Origin of the sequence: Klebsiella sp. K-3 (genome assembly GCF_051207495.1) — a bacterium.
Taxonomy (GTDB): domain Bacteria; phylum Pseudomonadota; class Gammaproteobacteria; order Enterobacterales; family Enterobacteriaceae; genus Klebsiella; species Klebsiella aerogenes.
Map to the genome: position 1 here is coordinate 57,316 of NZ_JBPNXF010000002.1, position 19,531 is coordinate 76,846.

Below are 19,531 nucleotides of genomic sequence, written 5' to 3' on the forward strand. Positions count from 1 at the left end.
ACGCCGGGCGGGTCAGCCCGTCCGGCGTTTAGTATTAGTGAGTGCGCATTCCTGCCGCCGTCATCAATAACTTAAAGAAGGTGGCGACCACGCCGAGCGCCAGCACGCTGGCCCCCCAGATAATCACCAGCCACATCAGTTTGTGCCAGAACGGACGATGATGCGTCGTTAACGTTTTATCAGATTGAGTCGCCATCAATGATACCCCTCATCGGGTTTGATTTTGCCGCGGAACACGTAGTAGCTCCAGCAGGTGTACATCAAAATAACCGGAATGATCAGCAGCCCGCCGACCAGCATAAAGCCCTGGCTCTGCGGCGGTGAAGCGGCCTGCCAGATAGAGATTGCCGGTGGAATAATATTCGGCCAGATGCTGATCCCAAGGCCGCTGAACCCGAGGAACACCAGCGCCAGGGTGAGTAAAAACGGCCCATAGCTGGCCTGACGATTATAGGCGCTACGGACAATCCCCCAGCAGCAAACCAGCACCAGCAACGGCACCGGCATAAACCAGATGATATTGGGGAACGTAAACCAGCGGTGAGCGATTTCCGGGTGAGTCAGCGGCGTCCAGATGCTGATAATGGCGACCACTGCCAGCAACGCCAGCGTCAGCGGGATCGCCAGCTCGGACATTTTGCGATGCAGAGCGCCTTCGGTTTTCATTATCAGCCAGGTACAGCCCAACAGCGCGTAGGCAATCACCAGCCCGACGCCGCAAAACAGCGGGAAGGGCGCCAGCCAGTCGAGGGTTGAGCCGCTAAATTCACGACCCGTGACGCTGAGGCCGTTGAGCAGAGTGCCAACGGCGATCCCCTGACTAAACGTCGCCAATAGCGAACCGCCGATAAACGCTTTATCCCACAACGGACGATGTTCCGGCGTCGCCTTAAAGCGGAACTCAAACGCCACGCCGCGGAAAATCAGCCCCAGTAACATAGCGGTTAACGGGATGCTGAGCGCATCGATGATCACCGCGTAGGCCAGCGGAAACGCGCCATACAGCGCCGCGCCGCCCAGCACCATCCAGGTTTCGTTGCCGTCCCACACCGGCGCGACGCTATTCATCATCATGTCGCGGTCGGTTTCATTTTTATTAAACGGGAACAGAATGCCGATCCCGAGATCGAAACCGTCCATCACGATATACATCAAGGTGGCAAAAACGATGATCGTGAACCAGATAATTGACAGGTCGATACCCATATTATTTTCTCCCTGAGGTATTCATAGGTTCGCGCACTGCGGACAGCGGGCGGGCAGGGGTTTGGTTCTGAGTCGGGTCTTCCGGCGTGTGCGCACTTTCCGGCCCTTTCTTTATCAGGCGAATCAGATACACGTAGCCGACGCCAAACACCGAGGCGTAGACCACGATAAAGGCCAACAGGCTGAGGGACATATGCAGATCGCCATGGGCGGAGACCGCATCCCGGGTGCGCTGAACGCCATAAACTACCCACGGCTGACGGCCAATCTCAGTAGTAAACCAGCCTGCCAGTAGCGCGACCAGCCCGGAAGGGCCCATCAACAGGGCAAAACGCAGGAACGGTTTTGACGTGTAAAGCCGGCCACGCCAGCGCAGCCAGGCGCTGACCACGCCGAGCAGTACCATTAACATACCGAGCCCGGCCATCACCCTGAACGACCAGAAGATAATGGTGGAATTTGGTCGGTCTTCTTTCGGGAAACTTTTTAAGGCTGGAACCTGTTTATCGAGGCTATGGGTCAGGATGATGCTGCCAAGATAGGGAACCTCAATTTTATATTTGGTGCGCTCCTCATCCATATCCGGCAGACCAAACAGCACTAATGGCGTGGCCTCACCCGGTTTATTCTCCCAGTGTCCTTCAATCGCGGCGATTTTTGCCGGTTGATGTTCGAGCGTATTCAGACCGTGCGCATCGCCAATCATCGCCTGAATGGGGGCGACGATCAGCGCCATCCACAGCGCCATCGAGAACATCTTGCGGATTGCCGGCGTGTCATTGCCCTTCAGCAGATGCCAGGCCGCCGAAGCGCCGACGAAAAAGGCGCTGGCAAGGAAGGCGGCGGTGGACATGTGCAGCAGGCGATACGGGAATGAAGGGTTAAAAACGACCTTCAGCCAGTCTACCGGCACCACGATGCCATTCTCGATAATGTAGCCCTGCGGCGTATGCATCCAGCTATTGGACGCGAGGATCCAGAAGGTGGAAAACAGCGTGCCCAGCGCCACCATACAGGTCGCGAAGAAGTGCAGGCCGCGGCCGACGCGATGCCAGCCGAACAGCATGACACCAAGAAAGCCGGCTTCGAGGAAGAAGGCGGTCAGGACTTCATAGGTCAATAGCGGTCCGGTAATACTACCGGCGAACTGCGAGAACCCGCTCCAGTTGGTGCCGAACTGATAGGCCATCACCAGGCCGGAAACGACGCCCATGCCAAAATTAACGGCAAATATTTTTGACCAGAAATGATAGAGCTGGCGGTAGGTATCCTCTTTTGTTTTTAACCACAGGCCTTCCAGTACCGCAAGGTAGCTGGCGAGACCAATGGTAATAGCGGGGAAAATGATGTGGAAAGATACAGTAAATGCAAACTGTATCCGGGCTAAATAAAAGGCATCTAATCCGAACATGGCTCACCCCTGTACGACATTACTTCATTGTATTTATGGAATATTTTCTGCATAGCGGATACGGCTTTACCTGCGTAAAGCCTCCTGTTAATGACAATTAAATTACGGCGTTGCCGGGCATTGAAATATGTTAATGCCCTTGATAATAAAGTTTAAAATTAATTCTTTAATTATCAAATAGGTTAAATTTAACACCCGATAGATAACATCTATTATACAACACGAAATGACATGTTATTATTTAGTTAACGAACAAAATTGCTCATTTCATTTTAACCAGACATTTAGTTAAAGATTAAAAACAACAAGTTAACCCTGTCATTTGCTATTCATTGGAAAATGAAATGTGGTATTTCCCGCTTAATTACTGTGGTTATTTAACATCGCTGCAAAAAACCGTGACCAATGTTGTTAATAACATCCGTTAGCTGAAGAGAGTATTCAGGAGTTCATATGAATAAGAAAAAACGCGCTGTCCCCGGTGTTCATCCCTATGATGGCCCAGCGGGTGGATGGGGGGCGTTAAAAGCGACCGCCATCGCCGTGCGTACGCAAATGGACGCGCTTGACGCCCCGGTCACGCTGCTGCGTACCAACCAGCCTGACGGTTTTGACTGCCCCGGCTGCGCCTGGCCGGATAAAGAACATAAATCAACCTTCCAGTTTTGTGAAAACGGCGCGAAGGCGGTTACCTGGGAAGCCACCAGCAAACGCGTGACGCCAGAGTTCCTCGCTGCCAATACCGTGACCTCGCTGCTGGCGAAAAGCGACTTTGAACTGGAAGGTTACGGACGTATTACCCATCCCTTGTCTTACGATCGCGAAAGCGACACGCTGCGCCCGGTCTCCTGGGAAAGCGCGTTTTCCCGCATTGGCGAAGTATTACAGGGCACGCAGCCCGATGAAGTTGAGTTCTATACCTCCGGGCGCGCCTCTAACGAAGCGGCATATCTGTTCCAGCTTTACGCCCGCGAGTTCGGCACCAATAACTTCCCGGACTGCTCCAATATGTGCCACGAGGCGACCAGCGTCGGTCTGCCGCAATCGATCGGTATCGGTAAAGGCACGGTGTCTTTGGATGACTTTGACAAAACGGAACTGGTTATTTCCATCGGTCACAACCCCGGAACCAACCATCCGCGCATGATGGGCACGTTGCATGAACTGTCTCGCCGCGGTGTGCCGATTATCGTCTTTAACCCGCTACGTGAAAGGGCGCTGGAACGTTTTGCCGACCCACAGAACGTTATTGAAATGGCGACCTACAGCTCGACGAATATCGCCTCAACCTATTTCCAGGTGAGAGCGGGCGGCGATGCCGCGGCGCTGAAAGGGATCGCTAAGGCGTTACTGGAGATTGAAGCGGACCAGGGCCAGGTGCTGGACCAGACGTTTATTAACGAGCACACCCTCGGCTTCGACGCTTTTGCCGAAGATTTACGTCAGACTAGTTGGCCGGAAATTGAGCATGAGTCCGGATTAACTCGTGACGATCTGCAGCGCGTTGCCGTTGCCTACGCCAAATCCAACGCCACTATCGTGACCTATGGCATGGGGATCACCCAGCATAACAAAGGCACCTCTAACGTCCGATTGATCGCCGACCTTCTGCTGATGCGCGGCAATATCGGCAAACCGGGGGCCGGGATCTGCCCGCTGCGCGGTCACTCTAACGTTCAGGGCAACCGTACCGTTGGTATTACCGAAAAACCGAGTGCCGATTTTCTGAATAATCTTGAAAGCGTGTTCGGCTTTGTCGCACCGCGCGGACATGGCCATGATGCGGTAAAAGCCCTGCAGGCGATGGTTGCCGGTGAAGCGAAAGCGCTGATCTGCCTTGGCGGTAATTTTGCGGTGGCGATGCCGGATCATGAGCGGGCGTTCCCGGCGATGCGTGGGCTGGATCTTAGCGTGCACATCGGCACCAAACTGAACCGTTCGCATCTGCTGGTAGCCAAAGAGACCTTTATTCTGCCTTGTCTGGGCCGCACCGAACTCGATATGCAGGAGAGCGGACGCCAGTCAATCACCGTAGAAGACTCGATGTCGATGGTCCACGCCTCATCAGGTAAACTGAAACCGGCCTCTGACCGACTGCGCTCGGAACCGGCTATTGTCGCCGGGATGGCGTCGGCGACGCTGCCGAACAGCAAGATCGACTGGTTATCGCTGGTGGCTGATTACGACCGCATTCGCGATCTCATCGAGCAGACTATCCCCGGGTTCGAGGATTATAACGAACGTATTCGTCATCCGGGCGGTTTTCGTATGCCGCTGCCGCCAACCGAGCGGATCTGGCCGACGCCGACCGGCAAAGCGATGTTCTCGGTGTTCAAAGGCGTCCACGAGAACACCCGCGTTGATGGCGACGACGTGATGCGCCTGGTTACGCTGCGCAGTCACGATCAGTACAACACCACGATTTACGCGATGGACGATCGCTATCGCGGGGTGTTTGGCCGCCGCGATGTGCTGTTTATGAATGAGCAGGATATGGCCGAGCAGGGGCTGGAGCATGGCGACCGTGTCGACATTTTCACCGCGCTCCCTAATAGCGACCTGCGCCTTGAGGATATCACCGTGGTTGCTTATAGCATCGCGCCGGGCACCGTGGGCGCTTATTATCCGGAAGCCAACGTGTTGGTGCCGCTGGATTACATCGATGAAGAGAGCGGAACGCCGTCGTACAAGTCAGTTCCTATCCGCCTGACGCTGCGTTCTAAAGAGGTGCGCGCCGTCCCCGGTCTGCGTTAATTTGCTGAATGTTGCCAGTGGCCTAAGACCGGGCCACTGGCAAATGGCATCTTGAAATAAGCCCCTACCGCAAGTAACATTTAAATAACATATCTTATCGCAGCTGTGTTCTGCATCGCGTCCACGAATGACCAGCGGACGTCACTATTCTGGAAGTTAAGATGGACATTAAACAGCTGAAATATCTGATCGCGCTCGATCAGACGCGCCATTTCGGCCAGGCCGCGGCGGCCTGCCATATCACCCAACCGACGCTTTCAATGCGCATTCGCAACCTGGAAGACGAACTTAATCTCACGCTGATTCAGCGCGGCCAACGCTTCGAAGGCTTCACCCCTGAAGGGGAACGCATCCTCGCCTGGGCGCGGGCGCTACTGGCTGCGCACGACGGCCTGGCGGCTGAAGCGGCGATTTGTCGCGGCCAGATGGTGGGTCAGTTACGCGTAGGCATGGTGCCGTTAGCCAGCCTGAACCCGATGCAATTGATCAAACCGCTGGCGGAAAAATACCCAGAACTGCAGTTCAGTCTGCTGTCGATGACTTCTGAGCAAATTATTGACGGCGTCAGCCGTAACCAGCTCGATCTTGGCATCTGCTATTTGCACCACGTCGATAGCGAATTATTTAACGTCACCTGGCTGCCGAAAACGCGAATGGGCCTGCTGCATGACAGTCGCCATTTCCAGTTTGACGCAGGCATACCCGAGTGGGAGACATTAGCGGGGCTACCGCTCGGTTTCCTTACCAAGGGAATGTATTATCGTGAATCGATCGAAATGAGCTTCAAAGCCAAAGGGCTAACGCCGAAATATGTCTTTGAAAGCGATTCGACATTTCAGATAATCCAGGCGGTACAGGCCGGGATCTGTTGCGCCATCATGCCGCTCAATAACGGCCTGGAAGCGCTGAGCGACAATCTGGCGATTATTCCCATCGCGGAAACCGAAGTAGATTCCACGCTTGCCCTCATCATGCGCAATCAGGAGCCGGTGTCGTCGCTGGCGGAAAAATGTTTCGCCGATGCACAGGCGATCTTTAGCGAAACGCCGCACACTTAATCGGCGGCAAAATGTTGTTGCATGAAATCGAGCCAGACGCGAGATCTGGCGGGTAAAAAATGGCGTTCGCAATACAGCGCCACGAGATGTAGCGGCGCCGGCGGTAGCTCCAGTTCAATCACCTTTAATTGACCTGAGGCGATAAACGGGCGGCAAGCCTGTTCAGCAAGGATGGCGAAACCCACGCCAGCGACGGCGGCATGAAGGGCGATCTCTCCGCTATTCACCCGAAAGTGGGCCTGGACGTTCACTTTTTTAAACACGTTCCGTGCGGTGATGAATTGCCAGGCTTGCCCCTTCAGCGCGCTGACGGTGGTGATACAGGGAAGCGAGGCAAGCTGCTCGCAACGTACTGGTTGGCCGTATTTTTCTAACAGAGAAGGTGCTGCGACAACACAGCAGGGAAATGTCGCTAACGGCCTGGCGATATAGCTGGCATCATCCATCTTGCCACGAACGATGGCGACGGCAATGTCAATATCCTCTTTAAGCGCGTCGGCTCCGGCAAGGCTGACCACACAGCTTACTTCAATGTTGGGATAACGCATGGCGAACTGCGCCAGCAGGGGGCCAAAAATCGTCGGTCCTATCTCGTTGGGCAGACATAAGCGCAACAGTCCTTCAGGATCGGCCTGCTGTTGACTGCAAGGCGGTTTCATGTCATTCAGTACCGCGCTTGCTTTTATGCTCTGCTCACTGTGGCTGGCCGATGGCGAGATGAGTCGGCAGGCGTCTACTGGCTTGATTGCATCTAGCGGAGTTAGCGCCTTGCTGCTGCCATGTTTACTGCGCTATCAAGAAAAAATACTCGTACGCAACGCCGCCGAACGGGCGCCCGGCGGCGTTAGTGAGGTTTAAATATTCTCCAGGCGAATTCCCCGGGTTCTTGGCCCAAACACGCCTACCGACAACATGACCATCAACATACTGGCGACGATAAAGCTAATTACTCCCGGGGTACCGGCATATTGCAGGATCACACCAATCATAATACTGGTGACCGCGGTAGACAGACGGCTAAAGGAGTAGCAAAAACCTACCGCCCGAGCGCGGATGTGGGTCGGGAACACTTCGGCCTGATACGCGTGATAACTGATGGTGAGCCAGGCATTAGACCAGGTGATCATAAAGCCGCAGATAACCAGCAGTACTGGGTTATTTTGTAAAGCGAACAGTGTGCCGAAGATCACCGTCATCAGCGCTGACAGGACAATTTGCCATTTGTTTTCAAAACGATGGACAAAACGAGTGCAGAACAGGCAACCAAGCGGATAGGCAAGGGTGATAAAGAAGGCGTACAGCAGGCTGTGGGTAATGCTGGCGCCCTGGCCGGAAAGCAGCGCGGGCAGCCAGTTACCGAAACCAAAGAAGCCGATGGCCTGGAAAAAGTTCATCACCATTAACATTAGAGTGCGTTGCCGGTACTGCGGCGCCCAAATTTCTTTAAAATTACCGCGCTGCGGCGCCGCTACCGCCGACGTGGCAGGGCGTCGGGAAGGCGATAAACCGCAGCGCTTTTCCATTTCACACATCACCCGGTGCGCGTCATCGTGGCGGCCTTTGCTTTCCAGCCAGCGGGCGGATTCCGGCAGCTTTTTACGGATGACCCAAATGACCAATGAACACAGGGCGCCAAGAATAATCACCCAACGCCAGCCGCTCAGGCCGAGGATGGTCATTGGCACCAGTAGCCAGGACATCAGCGCGACCGTCGGGACCGAGAGAAACTGAATAAAGAAGGCGTAGGCGAAGGCTTTATTACGTAAATGCGTCGGCATCCACTCACTGAGATAAGTATCAATTGTTACCAGTTCAATCCCCAGGCCGACCCCGACCAGGAAACGAAAGAAAATGACCCCTTCAGCGCTATTTTGTAGCGCCATAATCAGCGAAAAGATGCCATACCATGCCAGCGCGAACATAAAGGTCAGGCGGCGTCCGAGCCTGTCCGCGAGCGGCGCGAGCAGACTGGCGCCGATAAACAACCCCATAAAGGTCGAGGAAGCGAAGGCTGCCTGATCGGCAATACCGAATACCCCGTCTTTTCCGGTATGAAAAATATTCTCGGCTAGCAGGCCAGTGCTGATATAACCGGTCTGGAACAGGTCGTAGAGTTCGAAAAAACCGCCTAATGCCAGCAGGGTGATAAAAGACCAAAGACCGGGCGAGGAGGGCAAAGCGTCGATACGCGCGGTTAAGCTGTCGGGATGTTGTCCTGGCGAGCTAAAGGAGGCCTCGCCGAGAACCTGGGTGGTAGACATATTATTATTTTCCTCAGGAGAAATGTTTGCCTGCTAATGTTAATTGGTTGTTAATGGTTTTAAATTTTTAATTGTTAGCGGCATCACGATTTAACAGTCAGAAATCATGCTTAATGCGTTTATGGATGGCGAATATGCTGGTTTTTTGCCTGGAGTCACGGCGGAATTGAAGTAAACGACCGGCGATAGAAATCAGAATAAGTGAAATGGTATCGTTGGCGAATATCACCTACATTTGCAGCGTGTACTCTGTGCATTTAAAGGAAAAGATCATGTTAAAGCGTCAGGTAGTGAAAGCGACATTGGCTATGGTGCTGTCGCTAACAATGGCCGCGGCACCGGCGCTTGCTAATCCCGGAAACGGTAATGGCAACGGTGGTCATGGTAATAGCGGCAACCATGGTAATAGTGGTAATAACGGCAACCATGGAGACAAAGGCAACAATGGCCATAGCGCCAGCCAAAGCGATAACGCCGCAGGCAAGGGACAACGTAAGAACTACGGCAAACCGGATCACGTCAACAGTGATATCAGCTATACCACTGCTCGCGCGCTGGCGGTGAACTATGGTTTAACCGGCTATCAGGCGCTGCCTCCGGGGATTGCGAAAAATCTTGCACGAGGAAAACCATTACCTCCGGGCATCGCTAAAAAAGCGGTGCCCGCCTCGATGCTCAACCAATTACCTTATTATCCTGGCTATGAGTGGCGGGTCGTTGGTGACGATCTGGTATTGATTGCGCTGAGTACCGCTGTGGTCACCGCGATTATTAATAGCGTATTTGATTAAACCTGAAGCCCCCGGCGTTGCCGGGGGACTGGAGTGCCGTTATTCCTGATACAGCGCCAAAGCCTTTTTTGACTTGGCAGAGGCAATATTACTGAGTTGCGCTTGAAAATCGTCATTGATAGTTGAGTGTAAATTACCAGCAAGGGTGTCTGCCGATTGCACATTCCAGCCGGTGCCCAGCAGGTTCAACGATTCGTGCTTGTTCTTATAATATTCACTATCAATATTAAGTGCGGTGCCTTTAATCCCAAGGCAAGCGCCTACCAGATGGTGATGAAAACGGGTACTAATCATCTCACCATCAGCCTGAACCGGGATACCTCCATGCCAGACATGCGAGAAAGGATAAAAATCAATATCAGGGATGGCCTTCTGCAGTTCGACAAATGCCGTGTTGTCGGCGCCTGGAATAGCTTCTATATAACCTATTTTCTTGCCGCATTGATGCTGTTGCTGAAGGTAATCGGCAACCTGGGAAACAAGTTTTCGAAATATATCGTCTTCAGAGAGTTCATTCTGAATGCAGCATAAAATATCCGGCAGATCGGGGCTATCGTTTTTGTATACCACATCCAGGTCATAACCCAGGAACACATCGTCCTGAGTATTTTCAACCGCAAATCGACTGGCAGTAGCAGGATCGCGAACGGAAAAGTAATCAAAAGAGGTTATCGCATCGTTAAAAATTTCAGCGGCAAGGAACTCTTCGTGCGGGTAAATGCTGATGCCGGTAGCAATCGTTTTAGCATGAGAGACCTGTTTTAACGCCTGGCAAGCGAACAGGATGGCATAGTTTTCCTTCCAGTTGGCATTGATATAGCCGCCGCCGAGAATGTGAACAATATCAGCCGAGCGTAAAATATCGATATTCAGGTCAATATCAGGAGAACCATAATCCTTAATAAGACTGGCGGTTTTATGATTTATATCCTTAAGATCGTTGACGGAACGCCAGCATATTTTCCACAGAGTATTAATGGCTTTGAAATTTGGGTGATATTTCATAAACAACGATTGCACGTTACCCGGTTCAGGGGTATCAAGCCAAACTTCATACTGTGGATAATTTTTATAAAGGAAAGATAGCCAAGTGGCGGTGATTAATTCATCGCCATAATTTGGTCTTCCGGAACATGAAACCAAATAAACTCTCTTGCTCATACCGTTTCCTTTATGTAGTTGTGTAAATTTGCTTAAATTATGATGGTATTTCGTACAGATAAATAAATAATGCGAATATTTAAGATGTTAATATAAATAACGTTTATCGTATAGGTATGTAGTCTGATTTGGTGATGTGGGTGGCACAATGTTCACAATGACTGCAGCATGCTGGCGGCCGGACGCGTGAGGCGTCGGCTGAATGCGCGCTGTGCCCCCTCCAACGAGAGGCTTTGAACGAACCCGAATCTAAACCAAACCTCACTGACGGGCTTGCGGCACTTTACTCCTTGCAAGTCACGTCTATACTAAGCACAACTTTACACAGGAGAGATATGTTGGACAGTCACCCTTATTTAAACATCAAGGCAAACTGACGCTATCTACTCTGCGCTGTTTGCCAACCGGCAGGCAGCAATCCTTTCCCGACCCTGATTGCCTCCTGAGAACTGGAATTCGCTTTTTTGCGAGGTAATTCACCATGCTATTATTTTTCTACGCGCTGTTCCCTCCGCCTTTGACGCGGTAATACACGCTCACTCAGGCCCTTAAGGCTATCTCACTGCGGTTTAGCAAACTACGTAGGGATATTTACTGCGCGGAATTGGTGAGTGTGAAAAAAATAATATCTAGCTATGCATGATTTATTTATGCAGGGACAACCACATCTAAATTTGGGGATGAATCATGACTGACATGAAATTAGAAAACCGGAATACCAACCGGTCTGCGTCAGAAAATGATAAGCAGCATAAAAAGAGCTTTGCGATTGAAACGGAGGCCTTTAATAGCCCGGATCACACGTTGGCGCGTTTAAATAGCAGTCGGCAGGGGCTGACGACCGCCGATGCGCTGGAGCGGCTGGAAGACTATGGCCGTAACGAAGTGGCACGAGAAACCGCGCCGCCGTTTTTTATTCAATTACTGCAGGCATTTAATAACCCGTTTATTTACGTGCTGATGGCGCTGGCGGCGGTCAGTTTTATTACCGATTACTGGCTACCGCTGAGTAACGGTGAAGAGACCGATCTTACCGGCGTCATTATTATCCTGACGATGGTAAGTTTGAGCGGTTTATTACGCTTCTGGCAGGAGTTCAGGACCAACAAAGCCGCGCAGGCGCTGAAATCCATGGTCCGTACCACCGCAACGGTACTGCGCCGCGGGCCGGGCAATATTGGCTCCAGCCAGGAGGAAATACCCATAGAAGAGCTGGTGCCGGGAGATATTATATTTCTTGCCGCAGGCGATCTGGTGCCGGCAGATGTTCGTCTGCTGGAATCACGGGACCTCTTTGTCAGTCAGTCTATTCTTAGCGGTGAATCACTACCGGTAGAAAAATATGATCTCATGGCCAGCGTGTCGGGTAAATGCAGCGATCGTTTACCGACGCCGGATAAAAATAACAGTCTGTTAGAGATGGGTAATATCTGTCTGATGGGGACGAACGTCACCAGCGGTAGAGCGCAGGCGGTAGTGGTGGCGACCGGCGACCGAACCTGGTTTGGCTCACTGGCAAAATCGATCGTCGGCACCCGTACGCAGACCGCCTTCGATCGCGGCGTGAATAGCGTCAGCTGGTTGTTAATTCGCTTCATGCTGATCATGGTACCGATCGTGTTGTTGATTAACGGCTTCAGTAAAGGTGATTGGGTGGAAGCCTCGCTTTTCGCCCTGGCGGTGGCGGTCGGTTTAACGCCGGAAATGTTACCCATGATCGTCAGTTCGAATCTGGCGAAGGGCGCGATCGCCATGTCGCGACGCAAAGTGATCGTTAAGCGTCTCAATGCCATTCAAAACTTCGGCGCAATGGATGTGCTGTGTACGGATAAAACCGGCACTCTGACCCAGGATAATATCATCCTTGAGCATCATCTCGACGTCGGCGGCGCGGAAAGCAATCGGGTATTAATGCTGGCGTGGCTGAATAGCAGCAGCCAAAGCGGGGCGCGCAATCTGATGGATAGAGCCGTGCTTCGTTATGGAGAAGGACGGCTGGCGCCGACGGAAAAAGAGCGCTTTGTGAAGCTCGATGAACTGCCGTTCGATTTTGTTCGCCGCCGCGTATCGGTCTCGGTGGAAGATAGCCGCTATGGCGATAAGAGCCTGATTTGCAAAGGGGCGGTTGAAGAGATGCTCGAAGCCGCGACCCATATCCGTGAGGGCGACAAGGTCGTTGAACTGGACGCGCTGCGCCGGGAACTACTGCTGACGAAAACCGAAGATTATAACGCTCAGGGCTTCCGGGTATTGCTGGTCGCTACCCGCAAGCTGGATGATGCCGCGCTAAGCGTTCCGCTCACTGCCGCCGATGAACAGGGGCTCACTGTCGAAGGCATGTTGACGTTCCTCGACCCGCCGAAGGAAAGCGCGGTCAAAGCCATTACCGCACTGCGTGATAACGGTGTCGCGGTTAAGGTGCTTACCGGTGATAACCCGGTCGTAACGGCGCGGATTTGTCTTGAAGTGGGTATTGATGCGCACGACATTCTCACCGGCCAACAGGTTGAGTCAATGACTGACCGTCAGCTTCAGCAGGAGGTGGAGAAACGCGCGGTGTTCGCCAAACTGACGCCGCTGCAGAAGTCGCGCATTCTGCAGATGCTACAGAAAAATGGCCATACCGTTGGTTTTCTGGGCGATGGCATTAACGACGCCCCGGCGCTGCGCGATGCCGATGTGGGTATTTCCGTCGATAGCGCGGCGGATATCGCGAAGGAGTCATCGGATATTATTCTGCTGGAAAAAGACCTGATGGTGCTGGAAGAGGGCGTTATTAAAGGACGTGAGACCTTTGGCAACATTATTAAATACCTGAACATGACCGCCAGCTCCAACTTCGGCAACGTGTTTTCGGTGTTAGTCGCCAGCGCCTTTATCCCGTTCCTGCCGATGCTTGCTATTCATCTGCTGATCCAGAATCTGATGTACGACATCTCACAGCTGTCGCTGCCGTGGGACAAAATGGATAAGGAGTTTTTGCGTAAACCGCGCAAGTGGGATGCGAAGAACATTGGCCGCTTTATGCTGTGGATTGGCCCCACATCGTCGATATTCGATATCACCACCTTTGCTCTGATGTGGTATGTCTTCGCCGCCAATCATGTTGAGGCGCAGGCGCTGTTCCAGTCCGGCTGGTTTATCGAAGGGCTGCTGTCGCAGACGCTGGTGGTGCATATGTTGAGGACGCAGAAAATACCGTTCATCCAAAGCCGCGCGACGCTCCCGGTATTGCTCACCACCGCCGCTATTATGGCCATCGGCATTTATATCCCATTCTCGCCGCTTGGCGCCATGGTGGGGCTTGAGCCGCTGCCGCTAAGTTATTTCCCGTGGTTGGTTTCCACGCTGCTGAGCTACTGCCTGGTGGCGCAGGGTATGAAACGTTTCTATATCAAGCGCTTCGGCCAGTGGTTCTGATGACAAAAAGGAGGATGACGATGAATCGTTCACCGGAGGATCTCATCGCCTGGATGTTTTTACTGGCCGGTTTGCTGGTACTGGCGCTGGCGATACGGCAAATCTTTGAATAGCGGAGGGGACTATGCGCAAAACGTCGTTAGACCCAATCTTTATCCAGGCTGTGTTGATGATGGTGGTGATAGTCTTACTCACCGTCTGGATTAGGTAGTTTAAGGCCCGGGGCATTATTGCTCCGGGCATGATGTAACGTCCCTTCGGTATTCGCTCTGGCGCCTGCAACATGGCAAAAGACACTTCCCACGACGATTAGCTCAATAATGGTAGAGCTTCGAGCATATTCTTCAGGTTTAAGGCATCCCAGGGCAAGTGTTCGGCGACGGTGAGCCCCACCGGTTTGGCCTGCACGGCGGCCTTGTGGATAAGGTTAACCACTTCGTCAATTGTTAGTTTCCCTTCTGCGACGTCGCCAAAATCGTGTACGCCGCGCCCCGGTCGGGCAAACAGCACCGCGCGAAACAGGGCCGGGTCGAGGACATCCAGATCGAGATGGACGGCAAGGTACTCAATACCTTCCCGCGCAATCCACTCGTCTATTGCTTGAGGATGTTGGCGTAGTTCTGCCGGGCTCAAGGTCGTAATACCGTGTTCGCTGATAAACTGCCTTTCAACATCCAGCGGGCTATGGATCCCGGCAATAAGGGCTTTGCCAGGCGATAAGGGCTTTCTGACCACCTGGGTTAGTTCCACGTCGCCATTGCCCATTAACGCCCCAAGAACGTGGGCATGGGCATGTGGGTACTGCTGGGGCGTCATGACGTCAGGGTGAGAATCAATCCATAACACCCCCAATTTATCGCCATATTTTTCCGCAAGCCAGGCAAAAGGAGCCAGAGAGACCAGGCAATCGCCCCCTAAGGTGACGATGGTCTCTGGCTGATTTCGCGTGATTTTGTCTTGTGCCTCATGCAACTGTTCAACGATCGCCCGGCGGCCGACAATACCTTCTTCATTCGCCAGTTCAGCGTCTGTGGGTTCAGGTACGCTGATTTCCAGAACGACGCCTTGCGCTGGGGGCGCCAGCCAGGCCAGTAGCTGCGAACCGAAAAAGTAGGGCGGATTGTTACCGCCTTGCCACTGCGGGAAAAGTAAACGCAGACTGGCTTGGGTATTTGGCATCATGGTTCTCCTCATATTTATCATGGTAAATGAACGAACGTTCATTCATTTATAATGAAGCGCACAGTCGGTGATGGCAAGTAAAAATGGTTATTTACCCTAACATTAGGTTGCTAGCCAAAAAGCGGTTGAAGCAGGTAGAATTGCCCATCGCCGGAGGTAGTTGAAATGTTAAATAATTCAGAAACGTACCATAAGCTGATTGTCGCCGCGGCGGCGTGCTTTGCCGAAAAAGGATTTAATGGAACCAGCGTGCGCGAAATTGCACTGCGCGCAGGTATTAGCCTCGGCGCGATGTACACCTACTTCAAAGGCAAAGATGAACTCATTGAGGCGATTATCCTTGAAGAGCAAAAATCGGCATTAGCTAAGCATCAGGAGCGCTTCGAAGGTTCCCATTTTGCGCAGATTTGCGCCTTAGCCGTTTCCTGTATAGAAGAAGTGGGGTATCCCTCTTCGCATCAGCTGTGGGTGGAAATTATTGCGGAATCGGCAAGAAAGCCGGCGCTGCGGCAGATTTTCGTCAAAAGCGACAGGGTTATGCGCGACGGAATGGCACAGATTATTGCTCAAGGAATTGCCGCAGGCGAGCTCAGCCCACACGTTAATGTCGAAGAAGCAACGCTCACCATCTTTGCGTTCATCGATGGCCTGATTGGCCGTAAAGCGATGAATCCCGCATTTAGCGTGGCTACGGATCTGCCGCATTTTGACAACGTCATGGCGGCCATTCTCGATAAAAATAGCGCCAGTGAATCGCATGCCACAGTACGCTGATTTCTGTTTTAGCGCCGTGATGGCCCAACGGGCGGCAAAAGAAAATCTCACCCTTGATGCCGACCAGCTCGCGTTGGTCGCCAACTTGCAAACGCTGAGCCAGCAGTTATTCCGGCAGCAAACGGCAATACAAGGATTGTACGTCTGGGGGCGAACCGGGCGCGGGAAGAGCTTTATTCTCGATAGTTTCTTTGCCAGCTTGCCGCTGCGTGAAAAGCGGCGGGTGCATTTTCATCACTTTTTCCGCGAGCTCCATCAGCGGCTGAACGCCCCTTCGGCGCCGCGATTGCCGCAAGTCGTCGCGCAAATGACCGACAACTGTCGTCTGCTCTGTTTTGATGAGTTTCATCTTCATGACCCGGCTGATGCGATGTTGATAAAGGTGCTACTGGAGCATTTGTTCGCGCGAAATATCGTCTTATTAGCGACTTCCAATTATCCGCCCGACCGTTTGCTGGCGAATCCGCTTTATCACGAACGCTTTTTGCCTTCCATTAACCTCATTAAACACCATATGAGGGTAACGGCGCTAAACGGCGAACAGGATTATCGCGAGCGACATACCTCGCTGGAGAATGATTTCTGCCGGGGGAAGCTGCTGGAACAGCCAACTCTCAGCACCCGCGCGGCGCTCGGATTGCCGGATATTGCCCAGCAGGCGCAGACTCTGGAGGTGGGTTACCGGACCTTGCAAACGGCATCGCAAGGCAGCGCTTTTTTACATTTCACTTTCGACCAGCTCTGCCTTGCGCCTACCTCGGTCATGGATTACCTGACGCTATGTGAGCAGCATAAGAACTGGCTCGTCGAGAATGTTCCACCGTTGGGGCGAGTTAGCCCTGCAGCGCAGCAGCGTTTTATCAACGTGGTGGATATCTTGTATGAAAAGCAGTGCCGCTTAATATTAATTACCGATTGCGGGCTGGAAACACTGGTGGCGGATGTGGAGCTGGATGATATTCAACGCACCTTTAGTCGGTTACAGCAGCTCGCGCGGGAAGCATAAAAAAAGCGCCTCTCGATAATGAGCGGCGCTTTAACCGAGTAACCTGCCGCTGGTTATTCACCGGCGGGCAGGGGAATTACAGATCGAAGCGGTCCAGATTCATCACTTTCGTCCACGCGGCAACGAAATCCGTGACGAATTTCTGTTGCGCATCGGCGCAGGCATAGACTTCGGCCAACGCGCGCAGGACCGAGTTAGAACCGAACACCAGATCGACGCGAGTGGCGGTATATTTCTCTTCGCCGCTCTTACGGTCGCGACCGGTAAACAGCTCCGCCTGATCATCAGCGGCTTTCCAGACCGTGCCCATATCCAGCAGGTTGACGAAGAAATCAGTGCTGAGGACGCCGACGCGATCGGTGAAGACGCCATGTTGGCTGCCATCGAAGTTAGCGCCCAACACGCGCAGGCCGCCGACCAGCGCCGTCATTTCCGGCGCCGTCAGGGTGAGCTGCTGCGCCTTATCGATCAGCAGCGTTTCCGTCGACACTCCGCCTTCGATGCGACGGTAATTACGGAAACCGTCGGCCAGCGGCTGCAGCAGATCCATTGCTTCAACATCGGTCTGATCCTGGCGCGCATCAACGCGACCCGGCGCGAATGGCACGTTTACGCGAACGCCGGCAGCGGCAGCGGCTTGCTCAACTCCCACGACGCCCGCCAGAACAATGATATCCGCCAACGAAGCTTTACCGGATGCTTTCTGGATTGCCTGTAGCGTTGGCAGCACTTTGCTGGCAATGGCATTTACCGGCCATTCTCTCTGTGGCAGCAGGGCCAGACGCGCGCCGTTAGCGCCGCCGCGCTTGTCACCGCCGCGGAAGGTTGAGGCGGAAGCCCAGGCAACGGAGACCAGTTCGCTAACCGACAGGCCTGAATCCGCAATGGCCGTTTTCAATGTGGCGATATCGGAGGCGGTTGGGTTATGTGTCGGTGCCGGTAATGGATCCTGCCAAATCAGATCTTCTTTTGGCACTTCCGGGCCGAGATAACGGGATTTTGGCCCCATATCACGGTGAATCAGCTTAAACCAGGCACGTGCGAAGGCTTCGTTGAAGGCCTGCGGATCGTTCAGGAAACGGCGTGAGATTTTGCCGAATTCCGGGTCGAAGCGCAGCGTCAGGTCCGTTACCAGCATCGTCGGTTTACGTTTTTTATTCGGATCAAACGGATCGGGAATAATCTCCGGCGCATCTTTCGCTTCAAACTGAATTGCGCCCGCCGGGCTGCGCGTCTGCACCCATTCATATTTGAACAGGTTCTCGAAGAAGTAGTTGCTCCATTGGGTCGGGGTTTGCGTCCATACCACTTCCAGACCCGAAGTGATAGCGTCCGCGCCTACACCGCTGCCGTAAGTACTGCTCCAGCCGAGACCCTGAGATTCCAGCGGGGCGGCTTCTGGTTCTGGGCCAACGTGGCTTGCCGGTGCGGCGCCGTGCGTTTTACCCAGCGTATGGCCGCCGGCGATCAGCGCGACGATTTCTTCATCGTCCATCGCCATATTGCCGAAGGTGGCACGAATGGCTGCCGCGGCGGAAAGCGGATCGCCGCTGGCGTTAGGGCCTTCCGGGTTGACATAGATCAGACCCATTTCGGTGGCGCCCAGCGCTTGTTTTTCCAGGCTTTCCGGGTGGCGGTGCTTCAACCACTCTTTTTCATCGCCCCAGTCAACGTCGAGGTCTGGTTCCCACACGTCTTCGCGGCCTGCGCCGAAACCGAAGGTACGGAAGCCGGCGTTTTCTAATGCGACGTTACCCGCCAGCATATACAGGTCGGCCCAGGAAATTTTCTGACCGTATTTTTGTTTTACCGGCCACAGCAGGCGACGGGCTTTATCAAGGCTGACGTTATCCGGCCAGGAGTTAAGCGGAGCGAAACGCTGCTGCCCGCGACCCGCGCCGCCGCGGCCATCAACGGTACGGTAGGTCCCCGCGCCGTGCCACGCCATGCGAATAAACAGGCCAATGTAGCTACCCCAATCGGCGGGCCACCACTCCTGGGAGTCGGTCAGCAGTGCGCGAAGGTCGGCTTTTAATGCGGAGTAGTCGAGCTTTTTAAACTCTTCCCGATAGTTGAAGTTTTCACCCAGCGGGTTAGAACGGTTGGAGTGCTGATTCAGCAGGTCAACACGAAGTTGGTTGGGCCACCAATCACGGTTAGCGGTACCGCTGCCGGCGCTTTGCTTCGGCGTCTCGGCGTGGAAAGGGCATTTCCCTGCGGATGGGTTGTTAGTGGGATCATTTGACGTGCTCATATCAGGCTCCGTTTGCTTTTGTGAATGCCATTACGATATACACTGCTACCAATAAGCGATATTTGAATGAGTCTACGGATTTAATAGCTTTTACCGTTCAACAAACATAAATAAAACCAGCGTTTTATTGTGTGTAATCGGCGAAATTCAAAACCACACCTTTAAACATAGTCGTAACGCAGCGGTAAAGGAAACGTTATGATGCGTTAACCGCTACGGATCGCTAATTGTTTGAGATATGACAATTTTACTG

Annotated in this window: 16 protein-coding genes and 1 pseudogene; 9 read left to right on the plus strand and 8 right to left on the minus strand. The window is 53.2% G+C overall.

The features are described from left to right. Positions 1-34: 34 nt before the first annotated feature. From ACSEMK_RS03080 to ACSEMK_RS03090, 3 genes are read right to left on the minus strand one after another with little or no spacing between them, the layout of a single operon-like run. The gene (locus ACSEMK_RS03080; protein WP_064568862.1) at positions 35-196 is read right to left on the minus strand and encodes a DUF2474 domain-containing protein; all 162 of its coding nucleotides are present in this window, start codon (positions 194-196) and stop codon (positions 35-37) included. Continuing rightward, positions 196-1,206: a cytochrome d ubiquinol oxidase subunit II gene (gene cydB / locus ACSEMK_RS03085; protein WP_015705494.1), complete on the minus strand. Its 1,011-nt coding sequence runs from the start codon at positions 1,204-1,206 to the stop codon at positions 196-198. The genes ACSEMK_RS03080 and cydB overlap by 1 nt, the downstream gene beginning before the upstream one ends. 1 nt (position 1,207) lies before the next feature. Next, the gene (locus ACSEMK_RS03090; RefSeq protein ID WP_015366505.1) at positions 1,208-2,617 is read right to left on the minus strand and encodes a cytochrome ubiquinol oxidase subunit I; all 1,410 of its coding nucleotides are present in this window, start codon (positions 2,615-2,617) and stop codon (positions 1,208-1,210) included. Between the two features lie 453 nt (positions 2,618-3,070). Here ACSEMK_RS03090 and ACSEMK_RS03095 point away from each other — a divergent pair, with 453 nt between their 5' ends. Then, positions 3,071-5,371: an FdhF/YdeP family oxidoreductase gene (locus tag ACSEMK_RS03095; protein ID WP_430915110.1), complete on the plus strand. Its 2,301-nt coding sequence runs from the start codon at positions 3,071-3,073 to the stop codon at positions 5,369-5,371. Between the two features lie 161 nt (positions 5,372-5,532). After that, complete coding sequence (locus ACSEMK_RS03100) at positions 5,533-6,429, plus strand: LysR family transcriptional regulator (protein WP_087859606.1); 897 nt, start codon at positions 5,533-5,535, stop codon at positions 6,427-6,429. On the opposite strand, the pseudogene ACSEMK_RS03105 reads toward ACSEMK_RS03100, so the two are convergent. Next, positions 6,426-7,154, minus strand: a pseudogene (locus tag ACSEMK_RS03105) (substrate binding domain-containing protein); the annotation flags it as partial. The gene ACSEMK_RS03100 and the pseudogene ACSEMK_RS03105 overlap by 4 nt on opposite strands. Between ACSEMK_RS03105 and ACSEMK_RS03110 the strand changes: the two are divergent. Beyond that, positions 7,087-7,287, plus strand: coding sequence for a hypothetical protein (locus tag ACSEMK_RS03110; RefSeq protein ID WP_316423944.1), 201 nt, complete (start codon positions 7,087-7,089; stop codon positions 7,285-7,287). The pseudogene ACSEMK_RS03105 and the gene ACSEMK_RS03110 sit on opposite strands and share 68 nt — an antisense overlap. Here ACSEMK_RS03110 and ACSEMK_RS03115 read toward each other — a convergent pair. Next, entirely contained in the window at positions 7,284-8,690 is a 1,407-nt protein-coding gene (locus ACSEMK_RS03115; RefSeq protein ID WP_430915111.1) for an MFS transporter, read from the minus strand. The genes ACSEMK_RS03110 and ACSEMK_RS03115 overlap by 4 nt on opposite strands. 272 nt (positions 8,691-8,962) lie before the next feature. Here ACSEMK_RS03115 and ACSEMK_RS03120 point away from each other — a divergent pair, with 272 nt between their 5' ends. Then, positions 8,963-9,481 (plus strand): anti-virulence regulator CigR family protein, encoded by a 519-nt coding sequence (locus ACSEMK_RS03120; protein ID WP_087859608.1) that lies wholly within the window; start codon positions 8,963-8,965, stop codon positions 9,479-9,481. 39 nt (positions 9,482-9,520) lie between these two features. Here ACSEMK_RS03120 and ACSEMK_RS03125 read toward each other — a convergent pair whose 3' ends face one another. Then, entirely contained in the window at positions 9,521-10,642 is a 1,122-nt protein-coding gene (locus ACSEMK_RS03125) for a polysaccharide pyruvyl transferase family protein (protein ID WP_430915112.1), read from the minus strand. Positions 10,643-11,329: 687 nt separating this feature from the next. Here ACSEMK_RS03125 and mgtA point away from each other — a divergent pair. Genes mgtA through mgtU form a run of 3 tightly spaced genes read left to right on the plus strand, consistent with a single transcriptional unit; the run spans position 11,330 to position 14,273 of the window. Next, complete coding sequence (gene mgtA, locus ACSEMK_RS03130; RefSeq protein ID WP_435336310.1) at positions 11,330-14,062, plus strand: magnesium-translocating P-type ATPase; 2,733 nt, start codon at positions 11,330-11,332, stop codon at positions 14,060-14,062. 20 nt (positions 14,063-14,082) lie between these two features. Further along, complete coding sequence (gene mgtR / locus ACSEMK_RS03135) at positions 14,083-14,175, plus strand: protein MgtR (protein WP_020078726.1); 93 nt, start codon at positions 14,083-14,085, stop codon at positions 14,173-14,175. Between the two features lie 11 nt (positions 14,176-14,186). Next, entirely contained in the window at positions 14,187-14,273 is an 87-nt protein-coding gene (gene mgtU / locus ACSEMK_RS03140) for a magnesium transporter protection protein MgtU (RefSeq protein WP_257880777.1), read from the plus strand. Between the two features lie 98 nt (positions 14,274-14,371). On the opposite strand, the gene ACSEMK_RS03145 is transcribed toward mgtU, so the two are convergent. Further along, positions 14,372-15,241, minus strand: a complete 870-nt coding sequence (locus tag ACSEMK_RS03145) for an arginase family protein (protein ID WP_430915219.1) — start codon at positions 15,239-15,241, stop codon at positions 14,372-14,374. 168 nt (positions 15,242-15,409) lie between these two features. Here ACSEMK_RS03145 and ACSEMK_RS03150 point away from each other — a divergent pair, with 168 nt between their 5' ends. Beyond that, complete coding sequence (locus ACSEMK_RS03150) at positions 15,410-16,018, plus strand: TetR/AcrR family transcriptional regulator (RefSeq protein WP_087859612.1); 609 nt, start codon at positions 15,410-15,412, stop codon at positions 16,016-16,018. Beyond that, positions 16,002-17,024: a cell division protein ZapE gene (gene zapE, locus ACSEMK_RS03155; protein WP_213316118.1), complete on the plus strand. Its 1,023-nt coding sequence runs from the start codon at positions 16,002-16,004 to the stop codon at positions 17,022-17,024. Before ACSEMK_RS03150 ends, zapE begins: the two co-directional genes overlap by 17 nt. A 76-nt stretch (positions 17,025-17,100) precedes the next feature. On the opposite strand, the gene katG is transcribed toward zapE, so the two are convergent. Beyond that, on the minus strand, positions 17,101-19,278 hold the full coding sequence (gene katG / locus ACSEMK_RS03160) for a catalase/peroxidase HPI (protein WP_087859614.1): 2,178 nt from the start codon (positions 19,276-19,278) through the stop codon (positions 17,101-17,103). Positions 19,279-19,531 lie beyond the last annotated feature (253 nt).